This window comes from Pontibacter sp. 13R65 (assembly GCF_047525655.1).
Classification (GTDB): domain Bacteria; phylum Bacteroidota; class Bacteroidia; order Cytophagales; family Hymenobacteraceae; genus Pontibacter.
This window is the reverse complement of sequence record NZ_JBLIQL010000018.1, coordinates 93,305-113,625: the sequence shown is the minus strand read 5'-3', so window position 1 is coordinate 113,625 and position 20,321 is coordinate 93,305. Positions and strand designations below refer to the sequence as shown.

Here is a 20,321-nt window from a genome sequence, read left to right as displayed (position 1 = left end):
CCCTTCCTTTTTTTACTCTATCTCTAGAATTGACGCAGGTGGTGAGTGAACACCGACCCGCGCGGATTTTAATTTCGTCTCTATCAGTCTCTCAAAGAACTTGCGGAAGAGCATCTCTCTTCCCTGGTGCCGCTACCCTTTAGCGGCTAAGCCTCAACGGCTTGTGTCACTTTTTTACTCTTTTTTCCTGCTCCCTTCCGGAGCGGGTTGCAAAGGTAAGAAGCTTTTTCCTTTCTGCAAGGCCTTAGGGAAAAATTTCTCAAACTTTTTTCTCCTTCCCTCCTGCCCTCTTTCCTCTCCTGCGGCCCCTGTTACAAGGCCCTTCTCAAGAAGCCTCCCTCTGGAAGCGGGTGCAAAGGTAAGAAGCTTTTCCTGATCTGCAAAACAAAAACAGAAAATATTTTCCCAAGCTTTTCCTTCCTTCTTTCCCTGCAGGCCAAGTCCTGGCCCCGAGGTCCGCCTCCTCTGAGGCGGGAGGCAAAGGTAAGCATCTTTTCCGTCCCCGCAAGCACCAAGGCAAAAGTTTTTTTTCGGCGTCTCTTTTAGCCTTGCGGCCTTTCCCGTCCCTGCCGGATGGGGATGCAAAAGTAGGAAAACTATATTGAATTAAAAGCGCCAAGCGCAACAATTCTGAGATACTCGCCTAACTCCCTTAGACACAGCAGGATTGTTTTTCGGTGCCCCCTCCTTGGCCTGGCCCCTTGGCCGCAGTCCCCGAACAAAGCCTCTGGAAGGGCTGTTTCATTAGTAGAATTGGTGAGCTAACCAGGGCCTGAAGGAAAGGTCTCTCCTCTTTCTGCCCTGCCGCTAGAGATAAACAGCAGGCACAGCTCCGTTTGTTCCCGTATTTAATGTTTTTTCCTGGCTACTAGTAATTTAGTAAATAGTTTAAGCTTTAATCTTAAATCGCTACTACAGACATTTGTTTACTGTCGTAAGGCTGCAGCACATTGTACCATTGCTTTTCCTGCAGGCGGTTGTTCAACCAGGTTTGCTCACTCTCCGGATTAAGGATAACAGGCATCCGGTCGTGGTAAGGCAAAACAGCAGTGTTGGCGCTGGTAGTTATAATAGAGAAGTAACGTGCCAGTTCTCCAGTTTCTTGGTTTAGGCTTTCGCGCCACAATCCGGCCAAGCCGAATGGTTCTTCATGCTTGAGTGTAAAACAATACTTCTGCTTTTGGGGCTTGACTTTCTTTAGACGGCGCGTTTCGGCTTTACTCCTGATCGGGTTCCCAAACAAATCAAGTGCTTCCTCCTGCTGAGTTTCAACATTAGCATCTTCATCTTCTGGCTCTATTTCTTTCCATTCAAAAAATCCGTCTACCGGTATAATGCATCTGTTCCGAGGTAAGAGCACTCGAAATCGCGGTATAAACAATAGGTTTTCCTGCCTTATATTAAAAGGGAGCGTTGGTTTGCCGTCTGGCTCCTTATCTGGAGAAGCCCATGTTGCCAGCACAGCTTTAGGGGTATCAGGTAAAATTACAGGTAACTCTTGAGAAGGACGCGCATCGAAGTTTGGCTCAAAGTTTAGGCCTTCCAGCAAGGAGGCAAATCGATGCTCTTTCGGGATTTTTTTATTATTAACGGAGTAGCGGCCACACATATGCTTGCTGTTGTTTTTACATAAAGCTAAATAAATACCCGGCCCTATTCAAGTAAAAAGTGTTGAGCAGAATAAAATATCGGATAAGTCTTACTACTGTAAGCACCGCTCCCAATAGATTATTATCTAGAACAAAGCCTAAGTCAAAAGTAATGGGAAACGCCTCCGGAAGGCCATTTTCATTAACATAATTTGCCCTATTTAAACTAGGAATCATATGAAGGTCAGAAGGTAGTTTGATGGTTTGGTGGCACCAGTACAGGGAAAGCTATTTTGTGGCAGTCGGCGAACTCAGGAACGAAAGAGAAACAAGAGCTTATTCTTTTGCCATACTTCAATAATCTGTTAAGGCTCCCTCTTAATGCCGCCAACTTAGTTTTTGAAAAATTTTGCTGAGGTGGTGGTAAGGCGCCTTCATTGCCAATGAGTCTAGTTCGTACCGTTAGGTACTTTATAGTTCCCTCCGCTCCGGTTGGGATGGCCGCTAAAAGGGCCTTATTTGAAGGCCCCCCCCTCTCCTTTTATTACACACAGCTTCCACTATCCCCACTTATCAAGCTGCTGCTAAAAATGCCTGTGCTTGCACCCTCTTTCCTTATTGTTAACGTATGTTAGTATATATTTCTCCTCACCCATATTTTCGTTGTTAAACTCTAGCTGTAGACTAGCATGAGAAAACAAATACTCACCTTGGTCGCCTTGTTGATAGGTAACATTTCGCCTGCGTTAGCACAGGCACCGTTACAACCGAGCCAAGTAAAATTCAGCCCAAAATCAGGTATTGGTGTTATAGCACCCGACAGCCTCTTTTCCCTTAACCTCCGTTTCAGAATCCAGAACAGGGCGATTTACTATTCTAACCCGCAGCCAGGATTTAGCCAGGCCGAATCAGATTTTGAACTCAGGGTACGACGGCTCCGGCTGCGGTTCGAAGGGTTTATGCTCTCGCCGAAGCTCACATATCTGGTGCAGCTCTCTTTTTCTAGAGGCGATATGGACTGGAGTGTACGCGATAATTCTGCCATAAACAGCAGTCCCAATGTAGTGCGCGACGCTGTTATTTATTACCGCCCAACACCCCAGTTGCAGCTCTTCTTCGGCCAGACCAAGTTACCAGGGAACCGGCAACGGGTTATATCTTCCGGAGATCAGCAGTTTGTGGACCGATCCATTGTGAATGTAGCTTTTAACATAGACCGTGACTTTGGATTTCAGGCACATTACACCAATCACGTAGGCCGTTTTTATTATATAATAAAGAGTGCCCTTACCTCCGGAGAAGGCAGAAATGTAATTATGACAAACGACGGATTAGCTTACACGGGCCGTCTGGAGCTATTGCCCCTTGGTAAGTTCACAAATGAGGGTGACTACTTTGAAGGCGACCTGGAGCGGGAAGAAAAGCCAAAGCTATCGTTAGCGGGCGGCCTGAGCCACAACAGGAAAGCCAGAAGATCAGGTGGCCAGATTGGGCGTGACCTGTACGAGGAGCGGAATATGCGCACCTATATTTTTGATGGATTACTAAAATACCAGGGGCTCGCTGTCTATGCGGAACACATGGCAAGGAGTGCCGATAATCCTTTTACACAAAATACAAGTGGGGACCTTCAACATATAGTAACCGGAAACGGACAAAACTACCAGGTGAGCTACATCTTTAAAAACAACCTGGAGGTGGCAAGCCGCTATGCCCGCGTATCACCGGCGGCAGCCATCAGAGAGGTAGAACAACAGGAAGAAACCTATACTGCAGGTGTAACCAAATACCTGCGTCGCCACCGCGTAAAACTACAAGGCAATATTTCTTATATCACGTTTACGCACCTACCTACTAATACCAATTCTGATACCTGGAGTGCCGCGCTACAATTTGAGCTTGGCATTTAAGGCAAATTGAAGTTTCAGGAATAGGTTAAGGTATATTCAATTGTACAGGAGCACTATAAGCTACCTTCATTGTGCTATCATTAGGTTCATCTTCCACAGGTGGTGTAACCAGGGGAACTGCTGCAGGTTGTTCCTCTGATAACCCATTTTCTGACTGCAGGTATGGACTTATAATAGAAGCCATGCCTCGCAGCACCTGCACAGGCAGAGAAGAGGTAAAATGAAAACCAGCTGCCTCGCGACCTGGCACAAAAGCTGTAAGGGAACCAAAATGATTATCACCCAAAAAAAACACAAAGGTAGCGGTACGGTTAATGGCACGTGATGCCACACGGTGTCCCCTGGTGCTGATCGTTACACTGCGGTTATCGCCAGTTCCGGTTTTGCCACCCAAAGGCATCACCTCACCGTTTGCTTTGGTAAAACCTCCCTGTAACCGGCGAGCAGAACCTTCGTCTACTACCTCTAGCAGCACCTCACGTACGGCAGCGGCTAGCTCCGGTACCATTACCTGCTCGCCCTTCTCAGCCTTCCAAACCAATGATGTTTCGTAAGGAGTATTACAGGCAAAATGCAAGTCTTCTATAGTAAGTGTGCGCTGCCGTATACCGTTGTTCATTATAATGCCCATCAACTCGGCCAAGGCATCGGGGCGGTCGCCGGAGGAACCTAAGGCAGTGGCTAAAGAAGGAACCAATTGATTAAAAGGGTACCCCAGCCGTTTCCAACGCAGGTGAATATCTTCAAAAGCATCGAGCTCCAGCATGGTGCGGATGCGGGAATCGCGGGCATGTTTAAAACGAGTACGGAACAGCCAGGCATACACCTCCTGGCGTTGGTTTTCGCTAGCAGCCACCACATTGTCCCATCGCGCTTCGGGCTGTTTGCGCAAGTAAGCAAGCAACCATAGCTCCAGCGGATGCACTTTTGCAATATATCCTTGGTCTGCCAGATTATAGGCGTCTGGCCCGTATTGGTGGTAAAGCTCTGAGATGCGCTTATCAGTCAGTTTTTCATTCGGGAAACGCGTCCTTAAAAATTTGCCAAAGCTAACAGAATCAGTTTCGGGGTACAGGTAGCGGTGCACAGCAGCAAACCGGACTGGGTATGGTCTCAGCTGGTTCAGTAGCATGTTAAAGCGTTCGTCTGCACTCTTATTTTGGTACTTGCGGTAAAACTCATACAAATAAACCCGGCCCTCGCGATCAGCAAAACGGGTAAGATACTCTCTGCGTCGAGGGTCCCTGTTGTTGCTGAGCAGTCCGACACTGTTGGGAGCCTGCTGGCTAATGGTGTAGCGCACGATATCGCGCATCATTCTCACAAAGGGTAAGTTGATAGATTTAACCAGTGACTCCCGCACCGTAGGATTACGGCCATTGTCTTCGTTGCGAAAGTTATGAAAGCGGTGCATACCACCACCGGTAAAAAAAGCTTCCCAGGCACCGGCTGAATACTTACGCTCTAGCGCCGCCTTCAGTATATTATCCAGACTCTTGTCCCTGGTAGTAGCCAGATAACTTAACACCCATCGCGAAAGGTTATCCTGCGATTCGCTCAGCGCTTTTTGCAACTCCTGAGTCGATTGATTGACATAGCGTTCGTGCAGCTCAGCAATTATTTCGAGGTAAGTAACGAGCACACGCAACTTAGCTGTAGAGCCAAGCTCCAGTTTACTGCCTTCGTTTATGTTAAACGGCTGATTGGTATTATCAGTCTGCACCCGCACCACGTTGCCCTGTGTTGTGCGCTCGAGTAAAGTAAAGCTGTAAACCACTTCTCTAGTATGGTCCGCTGCCAGCATGTTTTTACCAACGACTCCTACTGAGGCAGCAAACTCAGGATCGCTCAGGCGATTAAGGTAAGCCGTAATCTGCTCCTGCAGGTCATGCTGTAAGGTAGTGGTGGCGGTAAGGTCCAGCCGATCGAGGTCGTAAAGCGGTTTACCTAACAGGCCGGAGAGATAGGTTCTGGCCATCAGTACACCTTTTTTGGTTTCCTGGGGAACAACCACCGGACTCTTCTCAAAATCCCGGAAATGAACTTCCTGGGCAAGACCCGCATCACGTAGTTGTGTACTGATATACCCATTGTTAGCCAGCAAACGCAGGTAGCTACCAGTAAGCGCATTTAGCTCGGCTCGGCCTTGGGGGGCCAAGTAAAACGATGGCCTGCGTTGCGCAATCATAAGAGACAGCACCTGCCGGAGCGCCTGCCCCTGCTCCAGCAAGGTGTTGCCAGTAGGGTTCTGTAAACTCAACAAATAGTTTACTTTGTCGAATTCGGTACCAAACCATACCCAAAGCCCATCGCCAATTCCGTGTACCTCGCCATAGCCTGGTGCACCAGAGAGCGGTACAGAATTAACGTAAGATAGCGCTAATTCCTGCCGGGCAGGCAAGGTTCTGGCGCCATGCTGATACACTCTAACCGAGGCGGAAGCCATTTGGCGCAGTTTCTCGTTGGCGTTGGCAGTAAAACCAGCGGTAGAATGCCGGTACTTCTCCATTTGCGTGGCAAGGGTACTGCCTCCAATTGTTTTCTTCTCTATACCAAAGGCCTTGGATGCTTCATGCATAGAGGCTTTGGTAAACCTAACCCAATCAATAGAAGGGTTCATATATGGCTTCTGGTTGTTCAGCAGTTCCCTATCCTCTATAAATAGCAGAGAGTTTACAATTAAACTAGGTATGGACACGAAATCAGAATAAACGCGACGGGGGTAGGCAAACTGGTAAATAGTATCGCGGGAAGCATCTGTAATCATAAGCCCTGCCTGCGTTTTCTCGACGTATGGCACAAAAAGGCCACGATGAGCATAATCCATCAAGGCAGATGAAAAAGCAGCCTGGTAAGAAACTTGCATGCCCCGGTCTTGTGTGCGTTCCAGCATATCCGGCAGGTGTGCATAGCCGAGGCGCACATCGTATGGGCCTCCATCAGGATATACAACAGAAGCACTTGGTCCATGTCCTGTACTATAAGTTAGTTTGGAGGCATAACGCGACACCTGAAGAGCCTGAAATCTGGAGGTATGTATTTCATAGGCCACGAAAGCTACAATACAAAGAATAACAAAGAGCAGTGTGCCAAGTATCATCCACTTTAAGGTGGACCCATGCCTCTTCTCTTTCCTATCCTCTAGGGTGGGACTGTAGTAGTTGGTTAGCATAATTGTACTTATTAACGGTTAACAAGGAGGGAAACCTTGTTGTATTTTACGTGTAATGGGTAGGAAGGATAAGCCGCAGAAACAAAAACATACAGGTAATTATACGGGTATTGTGTTTCCAAAACATCACCCCGCCTCCCTCTACTTCACCCTACGCAAAAACAGCTTCAATAGCCTGATTCTCTTATATTTGGCAAGATAATTCAAATTAAAAAACGTTACAGTAACGTCCCTCAGGACTTGCTTTAACTACTTGAGAGCTAGAAAGCTACACCAGAAAATAAAATCAGGCATTATCGGTGAGATTATTATTTAGTTAAATTCTAAATTGATCTATTTTTAGAATTTTGGCAAAGGCAAGTTTATTTTATGGCATCTGTAGGGCGTGTTATGATACGTGTAAATTAGCAGGAAAAGATCTTAGGCATGCTAAAACCTTAAACCTGCACCTAGGCCTGCAACCAAAGCAATTACCATAAATTATTTTAATGAAAATCGCCTTCCGGAGGTAAAAATATGTTTTTGCATACAAGCCTGTAAGATTGTAGCTACTCCGCAAAAGCTCTTTGAATTTGCTGCAGCGTTACTCCCAGAACTTCTTGAGAGATGTTGTTCAAGGCATCTTTGTCGCCCGTAAAGTGATAAACGTTGTGCCGGTGTGTGAGTGTTTGGTTGGGTTTGAGAAAAGCAGCCGGAGATACACTCTCTATTTCATAAAACGGGCCCATCTGACTTCCATCTTTTAATGGACCATCGTTGTAGGCATTAACCGCATCTCCTTTAAGTGGGTCTTTTGTGGTGGTCCACTCCTGATTTAGGTACGTACTATTTTTGTCTACATCAAAGGTTGTAATGGTGAGAACCTGGTTAGTTGGATCGTAGCTGCCAGCTACAGGCTTTGCCCGCTCCGGCGACAAACCAAGTTTGCCCCTGGCTTTACCATCTGCCTTGAAAAATAATGTACCAGCATTATATGTTACCCGGTCCTCTGGAATTTCACCAAAATAATCTGTTGTGGCTACCTTGCCTGTTGCCTGCTCCTGATAAGGTATTACAATGACAGTGCCTGGCGAAGGATTAAACATGTCCAGTATCCAGATGCAGGGGGCACCGGTTTGCTTTGTCCACTCCTGCTCGCCTACATTGGTAAGAGCATTGTGGGTACTAAAGCCAACTGCTTTTACTTGCTCAGTCATGCCAATGCCTAGCTCCTGCTCTATGGCAGAAGTTCCTAGCATGGCTACCTCTCTATATATTCTCACTTTTAGTTGGGTGCCTACATAATTAACAAGCTCCGATTCTTTTTCCAGCGTTACCTTATCGCTACTTTTAGACAATACTACCCAACTCTCAGTATCAAAGGCCGGGGGTGTAGTCCAGTTATCGAAAACCATTTCTGTTTTAGGTTTAAAGAAAACAGAGTACCGACCTCCTTCCGGACCAAGCCACAGCCGGTTCTCGCCACCGTAGGCGTTCATGTGCGGATCTGGTGCCGCATCAAAGGCATCATAATTAATCCAGCCAAAACTCCTGCCAGCATGGCCATTGGCAGTAGAGGTAAATACTTTGCCTTGGTACTTTGCCGATACCAGTACCTGCCCCACCCCAGCGGCATCCTGCAGTAGAATAAGGCTGTCGTCTTTGCTTTTTAAAAAAGCAAGGTCGTAACCAAACGTGCCGGCTTCTGCCTGTGCAGTTGCTGCCTCCTGCTCTTCCTTATTTTCTTTATGCTGGCATGCATGTAAACCAAAAGCTAAAATCAATACGGCGATAATCTGTCGAAATTTTGCTTTGTAGATCATGTGGGTGCAAGGTTTTAGTTCTTAAATGTTCAGGTATGATTTTACAAGAACTTCAAGATAACAAATGTTTGGAAGCGTCACTCCTTCTCAACTGAAACTAATGCAAAAAGATTTTGATGCCAGCAGTAAGTAAAGTAGCCATATAAACAAGGGCTGAAGAAAAAAGTGCGGAAAACCTTCTAGGTTTTAGAAAGTTTAAAGGGTTTGGTAATCTGTTTTTTTATATGCCAATTGTACAGCAATCAAAGGTCATGCATCCTCTTCATTAGCCTTATATACAGCTGTAACTTTAGTGCTTTCAAAAAAAACACTGTTCAACACAGGATTACTTCAGATTTCAGCTATAGTTTCACTCAATTTGAAACCATTCATATGAAAATTTTAATAGTGGAAGACGAGCAGGCACTGCGGGAATCTATTGTAACTTATCTGCAGCAGGTGGGCTATGTGTGCGAATCTGCCGATGCCCTGGGAACGGGCATCCGGAAAGCAGCTGACTTCTCCTATGCCTGCCTGATTGTAGACCTAACCCTTCCTGGCGGCAATGGCCTGGAAATAGTGAAAACCCTGAAAGAGAACAACCCAGATACAGGTATCATAATAATTTCGGCCAAGAATGCGCTAGATGATAAACTGACAGGACTTGAGATGGGAGCCGACGATTACCTGACCAAACCATTCCACCTGGCGGAGCTGAATGCGCGCCTCAGGTCGGTGATCAGGCGCAGAAACTTTAGCGGCCATAATACCATAAAAGCAGGCAAGATAGAGGTTAACACCAACTCAGCCGAAGTAATAGTAAAGGACGAAAAGCTTTTGCTTACAAAAAAAGAATACTACCTGCTCCTTTACTTCCTGGCTAACCGAAATCGGGTGCTTACCAAAGATGCCATTGCAGAACATCTCTGGGGCGACCATATGGATGGTTTCGACTCGTTAGACTTTATTTACACCCACATCAAAAATCTCCGACGAAAACTACTCGACTCCTGCGGAGAAGATTATATTCAAACCGTGTATGGCCTGGGCTATAAATTTAGTACCTGATGCGAGTCTTAACTAAAACAAGTTTATACTATCTGCTGGTGTCGGTGGTAGTATTTTTGGTGGGCAGTGTGGTGTTTTACAAGCAGCTGCAGTTCGAGATCTACGACGAGGTAGATGACCAGCTATTTACTGACAAGGAAAACATCTTACAATATATACGGGAGCATAACCGTCTGCCAAACGTAACTTCAGGCATTTCGGAGGCCATACTCGTGCGGGAGGCGCCAAGCACCGATCTGATTTTGGAAGGTTTGAGCGACACACTTATCTACAGCACCTACGATGAGGAAAATATTCCCTTCAGGCGACTCACCTTTACAGCCTACCAGCATGGCAAACCCTATGAATACACCATCCTGAAATCACTCACCGATTTCCAAGACCTTTTTGAAAGCACCATTATTGCCATGGGGTGGATTTTTTTAATGCTGCTGCTAGGGCTGGTCTCGGTTAACTATAGCATAAACCGATTTACCTGGCGCCACTTTTACGATACCTTAAACAAAATAAAGCAGTACAGCCTTACCAGATATAGCCCTTTAAAACTTAAGCCCTCCAACACCACCGAGTTTCAGGAACTAAACGAGGTGCTGGTGGCTATGACGGATAAAATATACAACGATTACCTTAACCTGAAAGAGTTCACGGAAAATGCCTCCCACGAAATTCAGACACCACTGGCTGTCGTCAGCAATAAAATGGAGCTCTTTATGCAGTCAGATAACCTGACACCGCAGCAGGCGCGCATGTTGGAAGAAATGGCAAGCTCCATTAGCCGTTTGGCCCGACTGAATAAGTCGCTGATACTGCTTACACGTATCGAGAACCAGGAGTTTCAGGAACAGGAGCGGCTGCCACTACATGAATTGCTAGAAGAGCAACTGGAGCAACTACAGGAGATGATCGATTTAATGGGACTTCGCCTGGAGGCGCCTCCCGCACTGGATCCTGTATGGCTGATGATGAACCGCGGCCTTGCAGAAGTCATGCTTTCGAACCTGCTCCTCAACGCCATTCGCCACAACCACCCTGGCGGCACCATCTGCTTAGACCTTAATACCAGAGGCCTCACCATTCTGAATTCTGGTGAAGCAATCAATGGACCACCAGAGCACTTAATCACCAGGTTTATGAGCAGCAGTAATGTGTCGGGCTCTATGGGCATAGGTTTAGCATTAGTAAAAAGAATTTGCGACCTGCACCACCTTCGACTAAGTTATACCTATGCCGATCACAAGCACCAGTTGTCCATTCTTTTTCCAAGAAGTGAGTAAATCAAGTAGTGAGTAAATAAGGGCTGCTTCAGAATTCCTTCAGAATAGTCCTTTATTATTGTAGCTCTTACCAACAAAATAAAGGATGAAAAAACATATAATAGCAGCTGCAATGGTATGTGTAGGCGGTTTAACGTCATGCAATCTGTTGGAAAACGATGCCAGCGTGCCGGAGGCCGTAAAGCAGCAATTCTCTAAAATTTACCCGACCATAAAAACGGCAGAATGGGATCAGGAAGGTGACCTTTTTGAAGCAGAGTTTAAAATCAGCGGGCGTGAACGCACAGCCCTCTTCAGCGCCGATGGCACCTTAAACAGATTTAGTGAAGAAATAGAAGAACAGCACCTGCCACAGGCAATACTGGAGAAGCTACAGGCAAACTACAACAACCTTAACGTGTCGGAGGTCCTTAGAGTGCAGCAACAAAACAAAACCTATTATTTGGTGGAGCTAGACCGGAAGCAGGAAAAAGATATTCTTCTTCGCTTCGACAAAAATGGGCAGCTAATGGAGCAGGAACCGGTACTGCTAGAACAAACATCGTTGGTAAGTAATCCTGTTGCAGCAGCAGCCAAACCTAAACTTGTTAAGGAACTTGGCCAACCGGAGGCGCAATGGGAGCTGCCAGACCAGCTACGCGAAATATCAGGAATTGCACTCGTCCAGGAGAACCTGATGGCCTGTGTTCAGGATGAAGACGGTCTCATTTTTCTTTATGACCTGGAAAAGAAGAAGGTAGTAAATCAAATAGCTTTTGCAGGCCCCGGCGACTACGAAGGTATAGTATTAGTGGGCGACACGGCCTATGTGTTGCGCAGCGATGGCACTCTCTACGAAGTTCCAGCCTTCCAGACAGGCAAAGCAAAGGCTGTTACATATCCATCGCAGCTCCAGGCCAACCTCGATACAGAAGGGCTAGCCTATGACAAAGCTAACAAACGCCTGCTAATCGGTTATAAAGCAGAGGACTCATCGTTGAAAGAAGCAAAAGGTATTTATGCTTTCTCTCTCTCCACAAAAAAATTTGAGCCGACTCCAGTGCTTTCTATTCTATTGAAGCAAGCAGGGCTTGAGTCAAACAAACCTAAACAAGGTGCTTTGTCGGACTTACTGCAGGCATCCTCTCTGGAAATGAACCCAGCCACTGGTACTTTAGTTTTATTAGATTCCCCAAACAAGCAATTGTTGAGTATTTCAGAAGATGGGAAAGTACAGCAAGTTTATAAGCTGGACAAGCAGGTACTCCGACAGCCGGAAGGCCTGGCTTTTGGACAGCAGGGCGAAATGTTTATCGCCAGTGAAGGAAGCAAAAAGGTATCGGGCCTTTTGGTTAAATATCCAGCCAAACTGCCTTAACCGCTGAAGTTAATCAAGGTAATAAGCTAACAGCAGTTTTTTAATTCACCTAAAAATCTTTCAGCAGTGACAAAAAAACATGCTCTGTCGCAAAGAGAAGAGATATATTGAACAGATTCTCTTCTCTTTGCTCCTTCTTAATCAGGTAATAATTTCAGTATAAGTGGTTTATACCAAAAAAAGTCATTAAATTATCTGCTAAAAACTTCAGAATTTCTTCAGGTTCTGGTGCTAAAATAGAGTCTAATTTTTAACCCTATGCAGATGCCTCCTCAAAAGATTTATATTCTTAGAAACAGTACCGTACTGTTGCACCACAAGCTTTTGTTACAATATTTCCTCTTTGCTGCTCTTTCTTTAAATTCATTTTGTCATCTGGACTGTTTACATAGCACATTAGGTAAGAGAAACCATACATGTAAGCCATCGGTCTTCTGTTATAGTTTAATTTTGTGGCTGCTGCTCCTGCCAGCTTTGGTGCTGGCCCAAAAACAGGAAAAACCGGATAGCCTCCAGGAGGCTTCACTTCAATCGTATTACCTTCAACCTGATCAGCAGCCGTATTTAAAACCCATGGCTTTGGTAGTGGGTGGAACTGGTCTGTGGGCTTTAACTTATGCCATTTTTGATGAGCCGCTACAAGACCTCTCCCAAAATAACAGATCACTTGTTGCCGATTACACAGCAACGGTAGTGGAGCCGCTTGGCAGACAGAAATACATGGCTCCCCTGGCAGGTGCCGCTCTGGCAAGCGGCGTTTTATTAAAAGACAAGAAATTAACTAAATTCGGCACGATAGCCTTAGGCAGCCTCTTATCAAATGCCGTGATAACTGGAACGCTAAAGAACTCATTTAGCAGACATCGCCCCAGTTCGAGTACTGAAAACCATATGTTTGACGGAATGGTAACCAAATCGCACCACTCCTCTTTGCCTTCTTCGCATACCTCTACTGCCTTTGCTTTTGCCACCTCTCTGGCTACTGTGTATGGCCATAAAAAGTATGTGCCACCGGTTGCCTATGGTGTTGCCACTTTGGTTGGCCTCTCCAGGGTATACGACAATGCCCATTGGGCCACCGATGTGCTGGCAGGTGCGGCAGTAGGGTACTTGAGTGCTAAAGGGGTTAGCCTGCTGTACCAGTACACTGAAAAAAAGCTATCTCAAAGAAAACAGCGACTTTACCTCGTACCGATGATGAGCCCTTATGCCAATGGCCTCTGCACGGTGCTAACCTTTTAGCAATTCATCCAAACGTGAATCTTTTATTCTTACAGTGGAAGAAGAACTTGGGAACAGCATGAAAGTTTTTTACCAGTTACAAAATGTCATTTGCTGTGGAACGAGAAGGTTCAGCTTTAGTTTCTTTGGATCAAAACGCAGGAACAGAAACATTACACTGCGTTCTTACCCTCCACCTGATTTCTCTTTTCATTCTAATTATTCTAATAAAAATGGCCTTCCGGAGGCACTTTAAGTTATTTCTTTGTAAGGCCATTATTTAAACTGAAGCAGCGCTATTACCTTAAACCGACACCTTTTCTGCGCCGGAATGGCGGCTCCAGCTGAAACCAATACGATTCAGCAACGCCACCCGTTCCTCATCAAGCTTCGTCCGCTCCTGACGCATGCGGCTTACCCACTTCCCTAGTTTAGGGTCTTCCGGCCATTTAACCGGAACCCGCGTATGGCCGTGTTCCTTAGCAAAGGCAACCAGTCGGCGGTACATGCCTTCCCACTCTACTACCTGTCGCCGGCTCACTTTCCAATCGAATCCCAGCTGCCCCAGAAGTTCTTTCTTTTGCATACTTAGCTCTCCCTGCTGCAGCTTAATGCGGTACACCCAAGCCGCCAGCTGCGGGTCCCCCTCCCATTGATAAGGTACCCGAGTGTGCCCAAACTGCTTTTTAAAATCTGCCAGAGCCTCATACATTCGTAACCAATAGCCTTCCTGTACACTCCACGGAAATCGCAATTCGTTTAGCCTGTCTATGCGAGAGGCGGCCAGCTTGCCTTTGTAAAACTGCTTTCGCTGCCATACCGTCCAGCGCTGCAGCTGTGCATCGTCCTGCAGCGAAACCTGGCAGGTACCATGCTGCTGGTAGTATGCCCGTAGCTTTTCGAAGTTCTGTTCCCAAATAGCCTCATGCCGCTCCTGTAGAGTACGCTGCGTCTGACCAGCCCATACAAAGCCTAACTGGTCAAGCTTCTGCCGTTTGCGTGCCTCCAGCTTTCCCTTCGCCTCCAGTGCCCGTTGGGTAGCTACCCAGCAGCCCAGTTCCCGGTTCTCCCGGCAATTCACCGGCACAAAGCTATGGCCGTGCCGCTGCCTATAAGCACGCAACTGCCGGTATTTATCTTCCCAGTTTTTTTTCCTGGCCGATGAAGCTTCCCAGATAAAGTCTATCTTATTGAGCCGCTCTTCCCGCTCATCAGGTAATTGTCCTTTTTTCTTCAGCAAACGTTGTCGCTCAATCCAACTTACCAATTTTCGGTGTCGGCAAGGCACCCGGCAATGACCTTGCGCTTGGCGGAAGGCCAGCAACTGACCAAAAAAGCCTTCCCACTGCTCCTGATACACATCGTGTCCGTTCCAGGTGAAGTTGAGTTGAGAAAGTTTCCGTGCCCGGTCTTCCCGTAGTTTATTATTGGCGTGCAGCCTTCGCTGAATGGTTACCCACAGCGCTAGCTGCTTGTCATGAGGCCATTTTTGAGGTACACGGCAGTGGCCGAAAAGTTCTTTAAAGTCCTGGAGGCGGTGCCACATCTGTTCCCACCGGTGGTCGCGGCTGATGGTCATTTCCCAGTCGACCCCCAGTTGGTCTAGCCGCTGCAACTGGCTGGCCGAGAGATAGGTTTTGGCAATTACCTGCCGGATGAGCCAGTCCTTTAACTCTTCGTAAGCTGCATCGGCAGGCAGATAGGTGTGCCCATGTTGTTGTGCAAAATTGGCTAATTGTCTGAAGCGCGCCTCCCAGGAATGTTGCACCTCCTCCAGGTCGGGAGGCAGTGTGGCCAGTTTCTCCTGGAGCTCCTTGGGCAGCATGTGCCGGATGCGGGCCTGTATGCGAAGCCACTGCGCCAGGTTCTCGTCTTGGGCAGCAGCCAGTGCACCACCTGTTACCACCTGTTGATAATGACGATACCATTTTTCCAGAAATCTGCTGTCGAACAGTTCTTTAGCCAATTTTGCCATAATTCAATTATTAATTCTGTTATCTCCCCGCAAAAAGCTCGCCTGTTTTACCAGCCTTATCTGTTTTGTGGTGCTTCAGCTAACAGTTTGGGATTCCTATACCATAATCACTTCCTATAAAAGAAGTGTAGTGGCTTTTGGTTCCCTCCTGATAACCATCTTGTTTAAAAGATCTGCATGAGATTAAATTAAACACTTCTTAGGTGTTACAACGCTGAACAATGGAAAGAAAGTATTTAATTACATGAATAATATATAGGAAAATAAAATATTTATTGAGCCTTCTTAAAAATTTCTGTCACTGTAGCAGAAGCGCTAACCTCTTTTTATTTAAAAAGATTTTAATTAACTACTTTAAAAATAATTTTGCTAATCCCTCTAACCTCGGCCTGCTGTATTACAACCAGAGTTTTAAATAAGGCCAACTACTTTAGTAGCCTTACCTGGTAAATTTCTCCCGTTGAAGAGCCTGGGTGTGCCGCAAATTTTACAGTAAGAAGACCATGTTTGGCTGCCTTTTTTATAGCGGAAGAAATGGCATAGTCTACCTCATAAAATCCCTCTCCAATCGTACCATTCAAATTTACTGTCTGGAGTAATTTCTCGTTTACAAATATATCAAAGCTGCGTCCTTTGTCTTTTCCTGAGTAGGTGATGCGGAGTTTTTGTGCTTCGCCACCCGGATCTTTTAAATCGTAGCTAAACCAGCCGCTGGCACGCCGGAAGTGGCGATCTTGTTTTACGCCAGATTCTGTTTTATCTCCCCGGTAGTTGTGGTCAGACTCCGGCTGCTGCTCCCCTGGCGCTACCTGATCTATGGTTATTTTTTCCAGGGCAAAACGTTTCTCCTCTTCCTCCCGCAACCGTTGGTTCCGAGCTTGTAGTTGATCCGGTGTAGAAACGGGCCAGTACAGCATATAACGGGCATCGTGCACCTGAAAGAATGGCACCAGTTCCACATGCTTGTATTTATCTGGAAATATAAGGCTGCTTGCTGTAAAAGTGAGGGGCTTGCCTGTAACAGGCTGCAGCCCTGCCACCACATTGCCGGTAGCCGAGACCAACACAGGTGCTTCGTCTATAGCATAAGAGGGTCCGTTTGCAATATGCCCCATTCGGCTGCCATCGGCCCATAATCCTGTCAGATCAGTTTTTTCTGTAACAGCAGCCAATACAATAGGGCCGTGCACAAACGATACCCAAGGCGAGTTATCTGGCAGGTACTTAGCTTTCGTTTCCATAGGTAGTGAAACAGAAACCACATCCCCTGATTTCCACTTCCGGTCTACGATCATATAAGCCGCAGTTCCTGCATTTACTTTCACGGGCTTGTTGTTCACTAACACCTTAAACTCTCCTGCTTTGACCCAAGCCGGTCGTCTGATGTGTAGCGCAAACTGCTGCGCTTTTTTCAGGTTTAACGTGAGTTGGGATTTTTCTTCGAAAGGGAATCGGGTACTTTGTGTAAGAGATAACCCACGCTCCTCCCAGTTGAGGGTGGATGGGATGAACAGATTTACAAAAATATCTTTGTTGTTATGCGCATAAATAAGCTCCCCGTACTTACTGTGGTTTTCTAAACCGGAACCAACGCAGCACCAGAAGCCCTGGTCGGGTTGCGAGTACACCCGGTAGTGCCTGGGGCGCATAGGCGTAAAATAAACAAATCCGCCCTTTTCGGGGTGCTGTGAGGACAGTATGTGGTTGTACAAAGCTCGCTCGTAATAGTCGATGTACTCAGTTGAAGCGCTTGTTAAATACAGTTGCTTCGATAGCTTTAGCATATTATAGGTATTGCAAGTCTCCGGCCCTTCCTTCGACTCCAGCATAGAAGAAAAATCGTTGGCAGGGTGAAAATGCTCCCGCACGCTGTTACCCCCGATGGAGACGGTTCTGTTGCCTACTACTTCTTTCCAAAAAAAAGCGGGTGCATCGCTCCATTGTGGCTCTCCGCCAACCTCCGCTACTCGCTGGTACCCTATTACTTTCGGTATCTGTGTGTTGGCGTGCAAACCGGTAAGTTTATCTTCATGCGCAATCAGCGGCTTCAGGATGGCTGCATGTGAAAATCGCTGGGCCAGTTGCAGATACTTTTTATCGCCGGTTATTTCGGCCACATCTGCAAAAACTTCGTTCATGCCGCCGTGCTCGCTCCACAGCATGTCCTGCATCTGCTCATCCGTCAGATTTGCCGTAAGGTTAAGGCTCCAGTCTGAGAGCCGAATCAGCATTTCTTTGGCTTTTGCGTTTCCGGCGAACAAATAAGCATCGCGCAGACCTGCATAAATCTTGTGGATATTGTACCAGGGCACCCATTTTTTGTTCAGGGAAAAACTTTCTGCCTGAATGTTTCCTTTTGCTATTTCCTGCCACATTGCTTTTCCGCCGGGCACACCTCCTAAATAGCCGTTCCCGTTCTTCTGCTGGCAGGCCTCTAGCTGGTCAACCATGTACTGGAGCCTTCTCAACAACTCTTTATCGCCCGTAGAAGCGTACATCAGCGACAAAGCGGTGAGGTAGTGCCCACCTATGTGTCCGTCGAGGCCTGTGTTTTCCCAGTTGCCGTAGCTCTCGGCTTTAGGCGGAATTCCGGCTTCACGCAAATACGGAGCAAGTAGCCTGTCGGGCTCCAGAGCCAAAATGTAACTCTGGTCGGTTTGTTGCGCCTGTTTAAATGGGCTGTCCAGGAGTTGCACGGCAGCCAGCGGAAAGCTCTGTAGCTTCGCCTGCTGACTTAAACCAACAACCGGAATAATCATTGTAATGAAGTAGGTAACAAAGCGAAATCTCATAATATCAGGAAATGAAAAGGTGGTCATTTAAGGGGAATCAGGTGAAGATAAATTAGGAAGCTAACTGGAGCTGAAATTAGATTATTCTAATAAAATAGGCCTTCCGGATGCAAAACAAGATTCTAAAGGCCAAGGTCTGACCGGCAGGCCTCTGGCTGAATTTAGGGTATGGTGTGTAATTTTATTTTAATAGTGAGAATATTTTAAGGAGCTGCTCACTTTAGGCTGCCAGATATACTATAAAGCAACTTTATTCTTTTCCAAAACCTATAAAGAGGTATTTATGGGAAGTGGTCTTTCATAGAATTTGTACTACTGCTTTTGCTCCATATAAGCGATTTGAATGTAGACCAGCTTGAGCTGCCAAAGAAGATTGAAAAGAAAGAATAGAGGTGATGCAGCAGCAGGTAAGCCTGTATAAACGAAGTTTTGAAGAAAAAAAGCCTTTAGGTCATTGCATTCAAAATGCCTCCTGAAGGCCTTTTTCATTCAAATAATTCATCTGCTGCACCACCTCCCCTTGCCTAATAACCAGGGTTTTGAGATAGGTTCGGATTACGCTCTAACTGCACTCTGGGAATAGGAAGCAACTTTCTGTAGTCACCGTTCGGCACATGCGATAACCATGATTTAGTAGTAAATACACCAAATCGAATCATATCCTGGCGACGACGGCCTTCGGCGGCAAACTCCCAACCAAGCTCATCTAAAAACCTGCCATACTGCACATTGGCTCCTCCCTCAGTGGTACTTCGCTGGTGATTGCGCAAGCCGTAGTCGTAGGTGCTGCCTTGCTGCAACTGGGCCCCTGTTACGGTTGCTTTGGTTGGGTTGGCTGCAAAACTCCTTTGCCGTACCTGCGTCACTAGTTCTGCGGCGGCATCTGCCTGCCCGGATCTCAGCAAGCTCTCGGCCTTCATCATGAGCACATCAGCGTACCGAATCATCGGAAAATCGTTGCTCAGACCAACTAAAGCTCCCTGTGCAAATTCATACTTGCCGATGCGGAAACCATGCCCTTCTTCGGAAAGATCTACACCAGGGAGTTCGTTAATATAAATTAATGGCCGGCCGGCATAGGCGCCCATGGTACCATTAAGTATGGCACCGGTTGAGGTAAACTGCTGCCCCTGAATCCAGGTAGATTTTAGCCGCTGGTCATCCGGATCGAAGGTATCTACAAACTGCGGCACAGCACAAATACCGCCCCAGGGAGATCCCTGGAAATTGTAGGTCGCCTGATTAGCTGGCTGCAGCGTCTCCATATGAAGCGTCCAGGCATTTTCCCAGTCCGGCGTGTACTTTTCGTCAAACGGAATGGCAAACACGATCTCTTTAGAGCCTTCGTTATTTGTTCTGAAGACATTCGCCTGTACAGGCTCCAGCATAAACCCGGCGCCGGAATTGATAATTGCATTAGCATGTTCTATGCATTTGTCCCAGGCAGGTGTACCTGTATACACTTCTGCATTCAAATACAATTTTGCCAGCAGCCCATGAGCGGCCCACTGGTTAAACTTGCCATAAGTCGACAAATCATTCTGATCGCTCAGCAAAGGCAGGTTATCAGTAATTTCCTTTACAATAAAGTTGAAGACTTCCTGGCGGCTGCTTTGCTCAGGCAAAAAGCCATCAGGCACATCGAAACGGGTAATAATAGGTACATTCCCGAAAAAGTCGCAAAGGGCATAATAATAAGAAGCCCGCAATACCTTCAGCTCTGCTAAAGTTGTTTCTATGGCTTTGGCATCTGTAATAGGAAGGCTTCCAGATTCGATCTGGAAAATAATGCGGTTACAGGCTGTTATGCCAGCGTAAGCCCGATTCCATATTTCGCTCGAGTTGGCATCGTCTGCTGTCCAGCGGTGCTCGTGCACCCTCCGGTACATGCCACCATCAACCCACCCATTAGGCCTCGCCGGTATCACCAACTCATCGCTCGATATCTCGTTGGTCCTGTAAATGGAGTTGTTGCTGCGCCCGATCATGAGCGGCCGCCAACTAACATAGGCAGCTCCAACAAGTGCCCCTAAGTCATCACCTTGCGGGTCGAATTGGCTGGTAATTATTTGGCTGTAGTTTTCATCTTCCAGTTCGGTGCAGGAAGAGAAGGCCATGGTAGCAATCAGAAAACTGCTGAGAATTGATTTATATCGTTTCATAACCGTGATCACTTTAAGAA

The 20,321-nt window shown here is 46.7% G+C and carries 11 protein-coding genes; 5 read left to right on the top strand and 6 right to left on the bottom strand.

The genetic code is table 11. The annotated features are described in order from the left end of the window. Nucleotides 1-901 precede the first annotated feature (901 nt). Nucleotides 902-1,609, bottom strand: coding sequence for an SOS response-associated peptidase (locus ACMA1I_RS17890; protein WP_337069798.1), 708 nt, complete (start codon nt 1,607-1,609; stop codon nt 902-904). 669 nt (nt 1,610-2,278) lie between these two features. Here ACMA1I_RS17890 and ACMA1I_RS17885 point away from each other — a divergent pair. Continuing rightward, nucleotides 2,279-3,499: a porin gene (locus tag ACMA1I_RS17885; protein WP_337069797.1), complete on the top strand. Its 1,221-nt coding sequence runs from the start codon at nt 2,279-2,281 to the stop codon at nt 3,497-3,499. A gap of 25 nt (nt 3,500-3,524) precedes the next feature. Here ACMA1I_RS17885 and ACMA1I_RS17880 read toward each other — a convergent pair whose 3' ends face one another. After that, entirely contained in the window at nt 3,525-6,671 is a 3,147-nt protein-coding gene (locus ACMA1I_RS17880; RefSeq protein ID WP_337069796.1) for a transglycosylase domain-containing protein, read from the bottom strand. Nucleotides 6,672-7,219: 548 nt separating this feature from the next. Beyond that, nucleotides 7,220-8,473, bottom strand: coding sequence for a DUF6786 family protein (locus ACMA1I_RS17875; protein WP_337069795.1), 1,254 nt, complete (start codon nt 8,471-8,473; stop codon nt 7,220-7,222). A gap of 372 nt (nt 8,474-8,845) precedes the next feature. Here ACMA1I_RS17875 and ACMA1I_RS17870 point away from each other — a divergent pair, with 372 nt between their 5' ends. From ACMA1I_RS17870 to ACMA1I_RS17855, 4 genes are all read left to right on the top strand, one after another. Continuing rightward, nucleotides 8,846-9,520 (top strand): response regulator transcription factor, encoded by a 675-nt coding sequence (locus tag ACMA1I_RS17870; RefSeq protein WP_337069794.1) that lies wholly within the window; start codon nt 8,846-8,848, stop codon nt 9,518-9,520. Then, nucleotides 9,520-10,794: a HAMP domain-containing sensor histidine kinase gene (locus ACMA1I_RS17865; protein WP_337069793.1), complete on the top strand. Its 1,275-nt coding sequence runs from the start codon at nt 9,520-9,522 to the stop codon at nt 10,792-10,794. The genes ACMA1I_RS17870 and ACMA1I_RS17865 overlap by 1 nt, the downstream gene beginning before the upstream one ends. Nucleotides 10,795-10,879: 85 nt before the next feature. Beyond that, entirely contained in the window at nt 10,880-12,151 is a 1,272-nt protein-coding gene (locus ACMA1I_RS17860) for an SdiA-regulated domain-containing protein (RefSeq protein WP_337069792.1), read from the top strand. 450 nt (nt 12,152-12,601) lie between these two features. Further along, nucleotides 12,602-13,393 (top strand): phosphatase PAP2 family protein, encoded by a 792-nt coding sequence (locus tag ACMA1I_RS17855; RefSeq protein ID WP_337069791.1) that lies wholly within the window; start codon nt 12,602-12,604, stop codon nt 13,391-13,393. Between the two features lie 283 nt (nt 13,394-13,676). Here ACMA1I_RS17855 and ACMA1I_RS17850 read toward each other — a convergent pair whose 3' ends face one another. The 3 genes from ACMA1I_RS17850 to ACMA1I_RS17840 form a co-directional block, all read right to left on the bottom strand. Next, the gene (locus ACMA1I_RS17850) at nt 13,677-15,347 is read right to left on the bottom strand and encodes a helicase associated domain-containing protein (protein WP_337069790.1); all 1,671 of its coding nucleotides are present in this window, start codon (nt 15,345-15,347) and stop codon (nt 13,677-13,679) included. Between the two features lie 425 nt (nt 15,348-15,772). Beyond that, a complete protein-coding gene (locus ACMA1I_RS17845; RefSeq protein ID WP_337069789.1) occupies nt 15,773-18,139 on the bottom strand; it encodes a glycoside hydrolase family 127 protein in 2,367 nt (788 codons plus the stop codon). Nucleotides 18,140-18,663: 524 nt separating this feature from the next. After that, nucleotides 18,664-20,301 carry a RagB/SusD family nutrient uptake outer membrane protein gene (locus ACMA1I_RS17840; protein ID WP_337069788.1) on the bottom strand — a complete coding sequence of 546 codons (1,638 nt, stop codon included), beginning with the start codon at nt 20,299-20,301 and terminating at the stop codon, nt 18,664-18,666. Between the last annotated feature and the right edge of the window lie 20 nt (nt 20,302-20,321).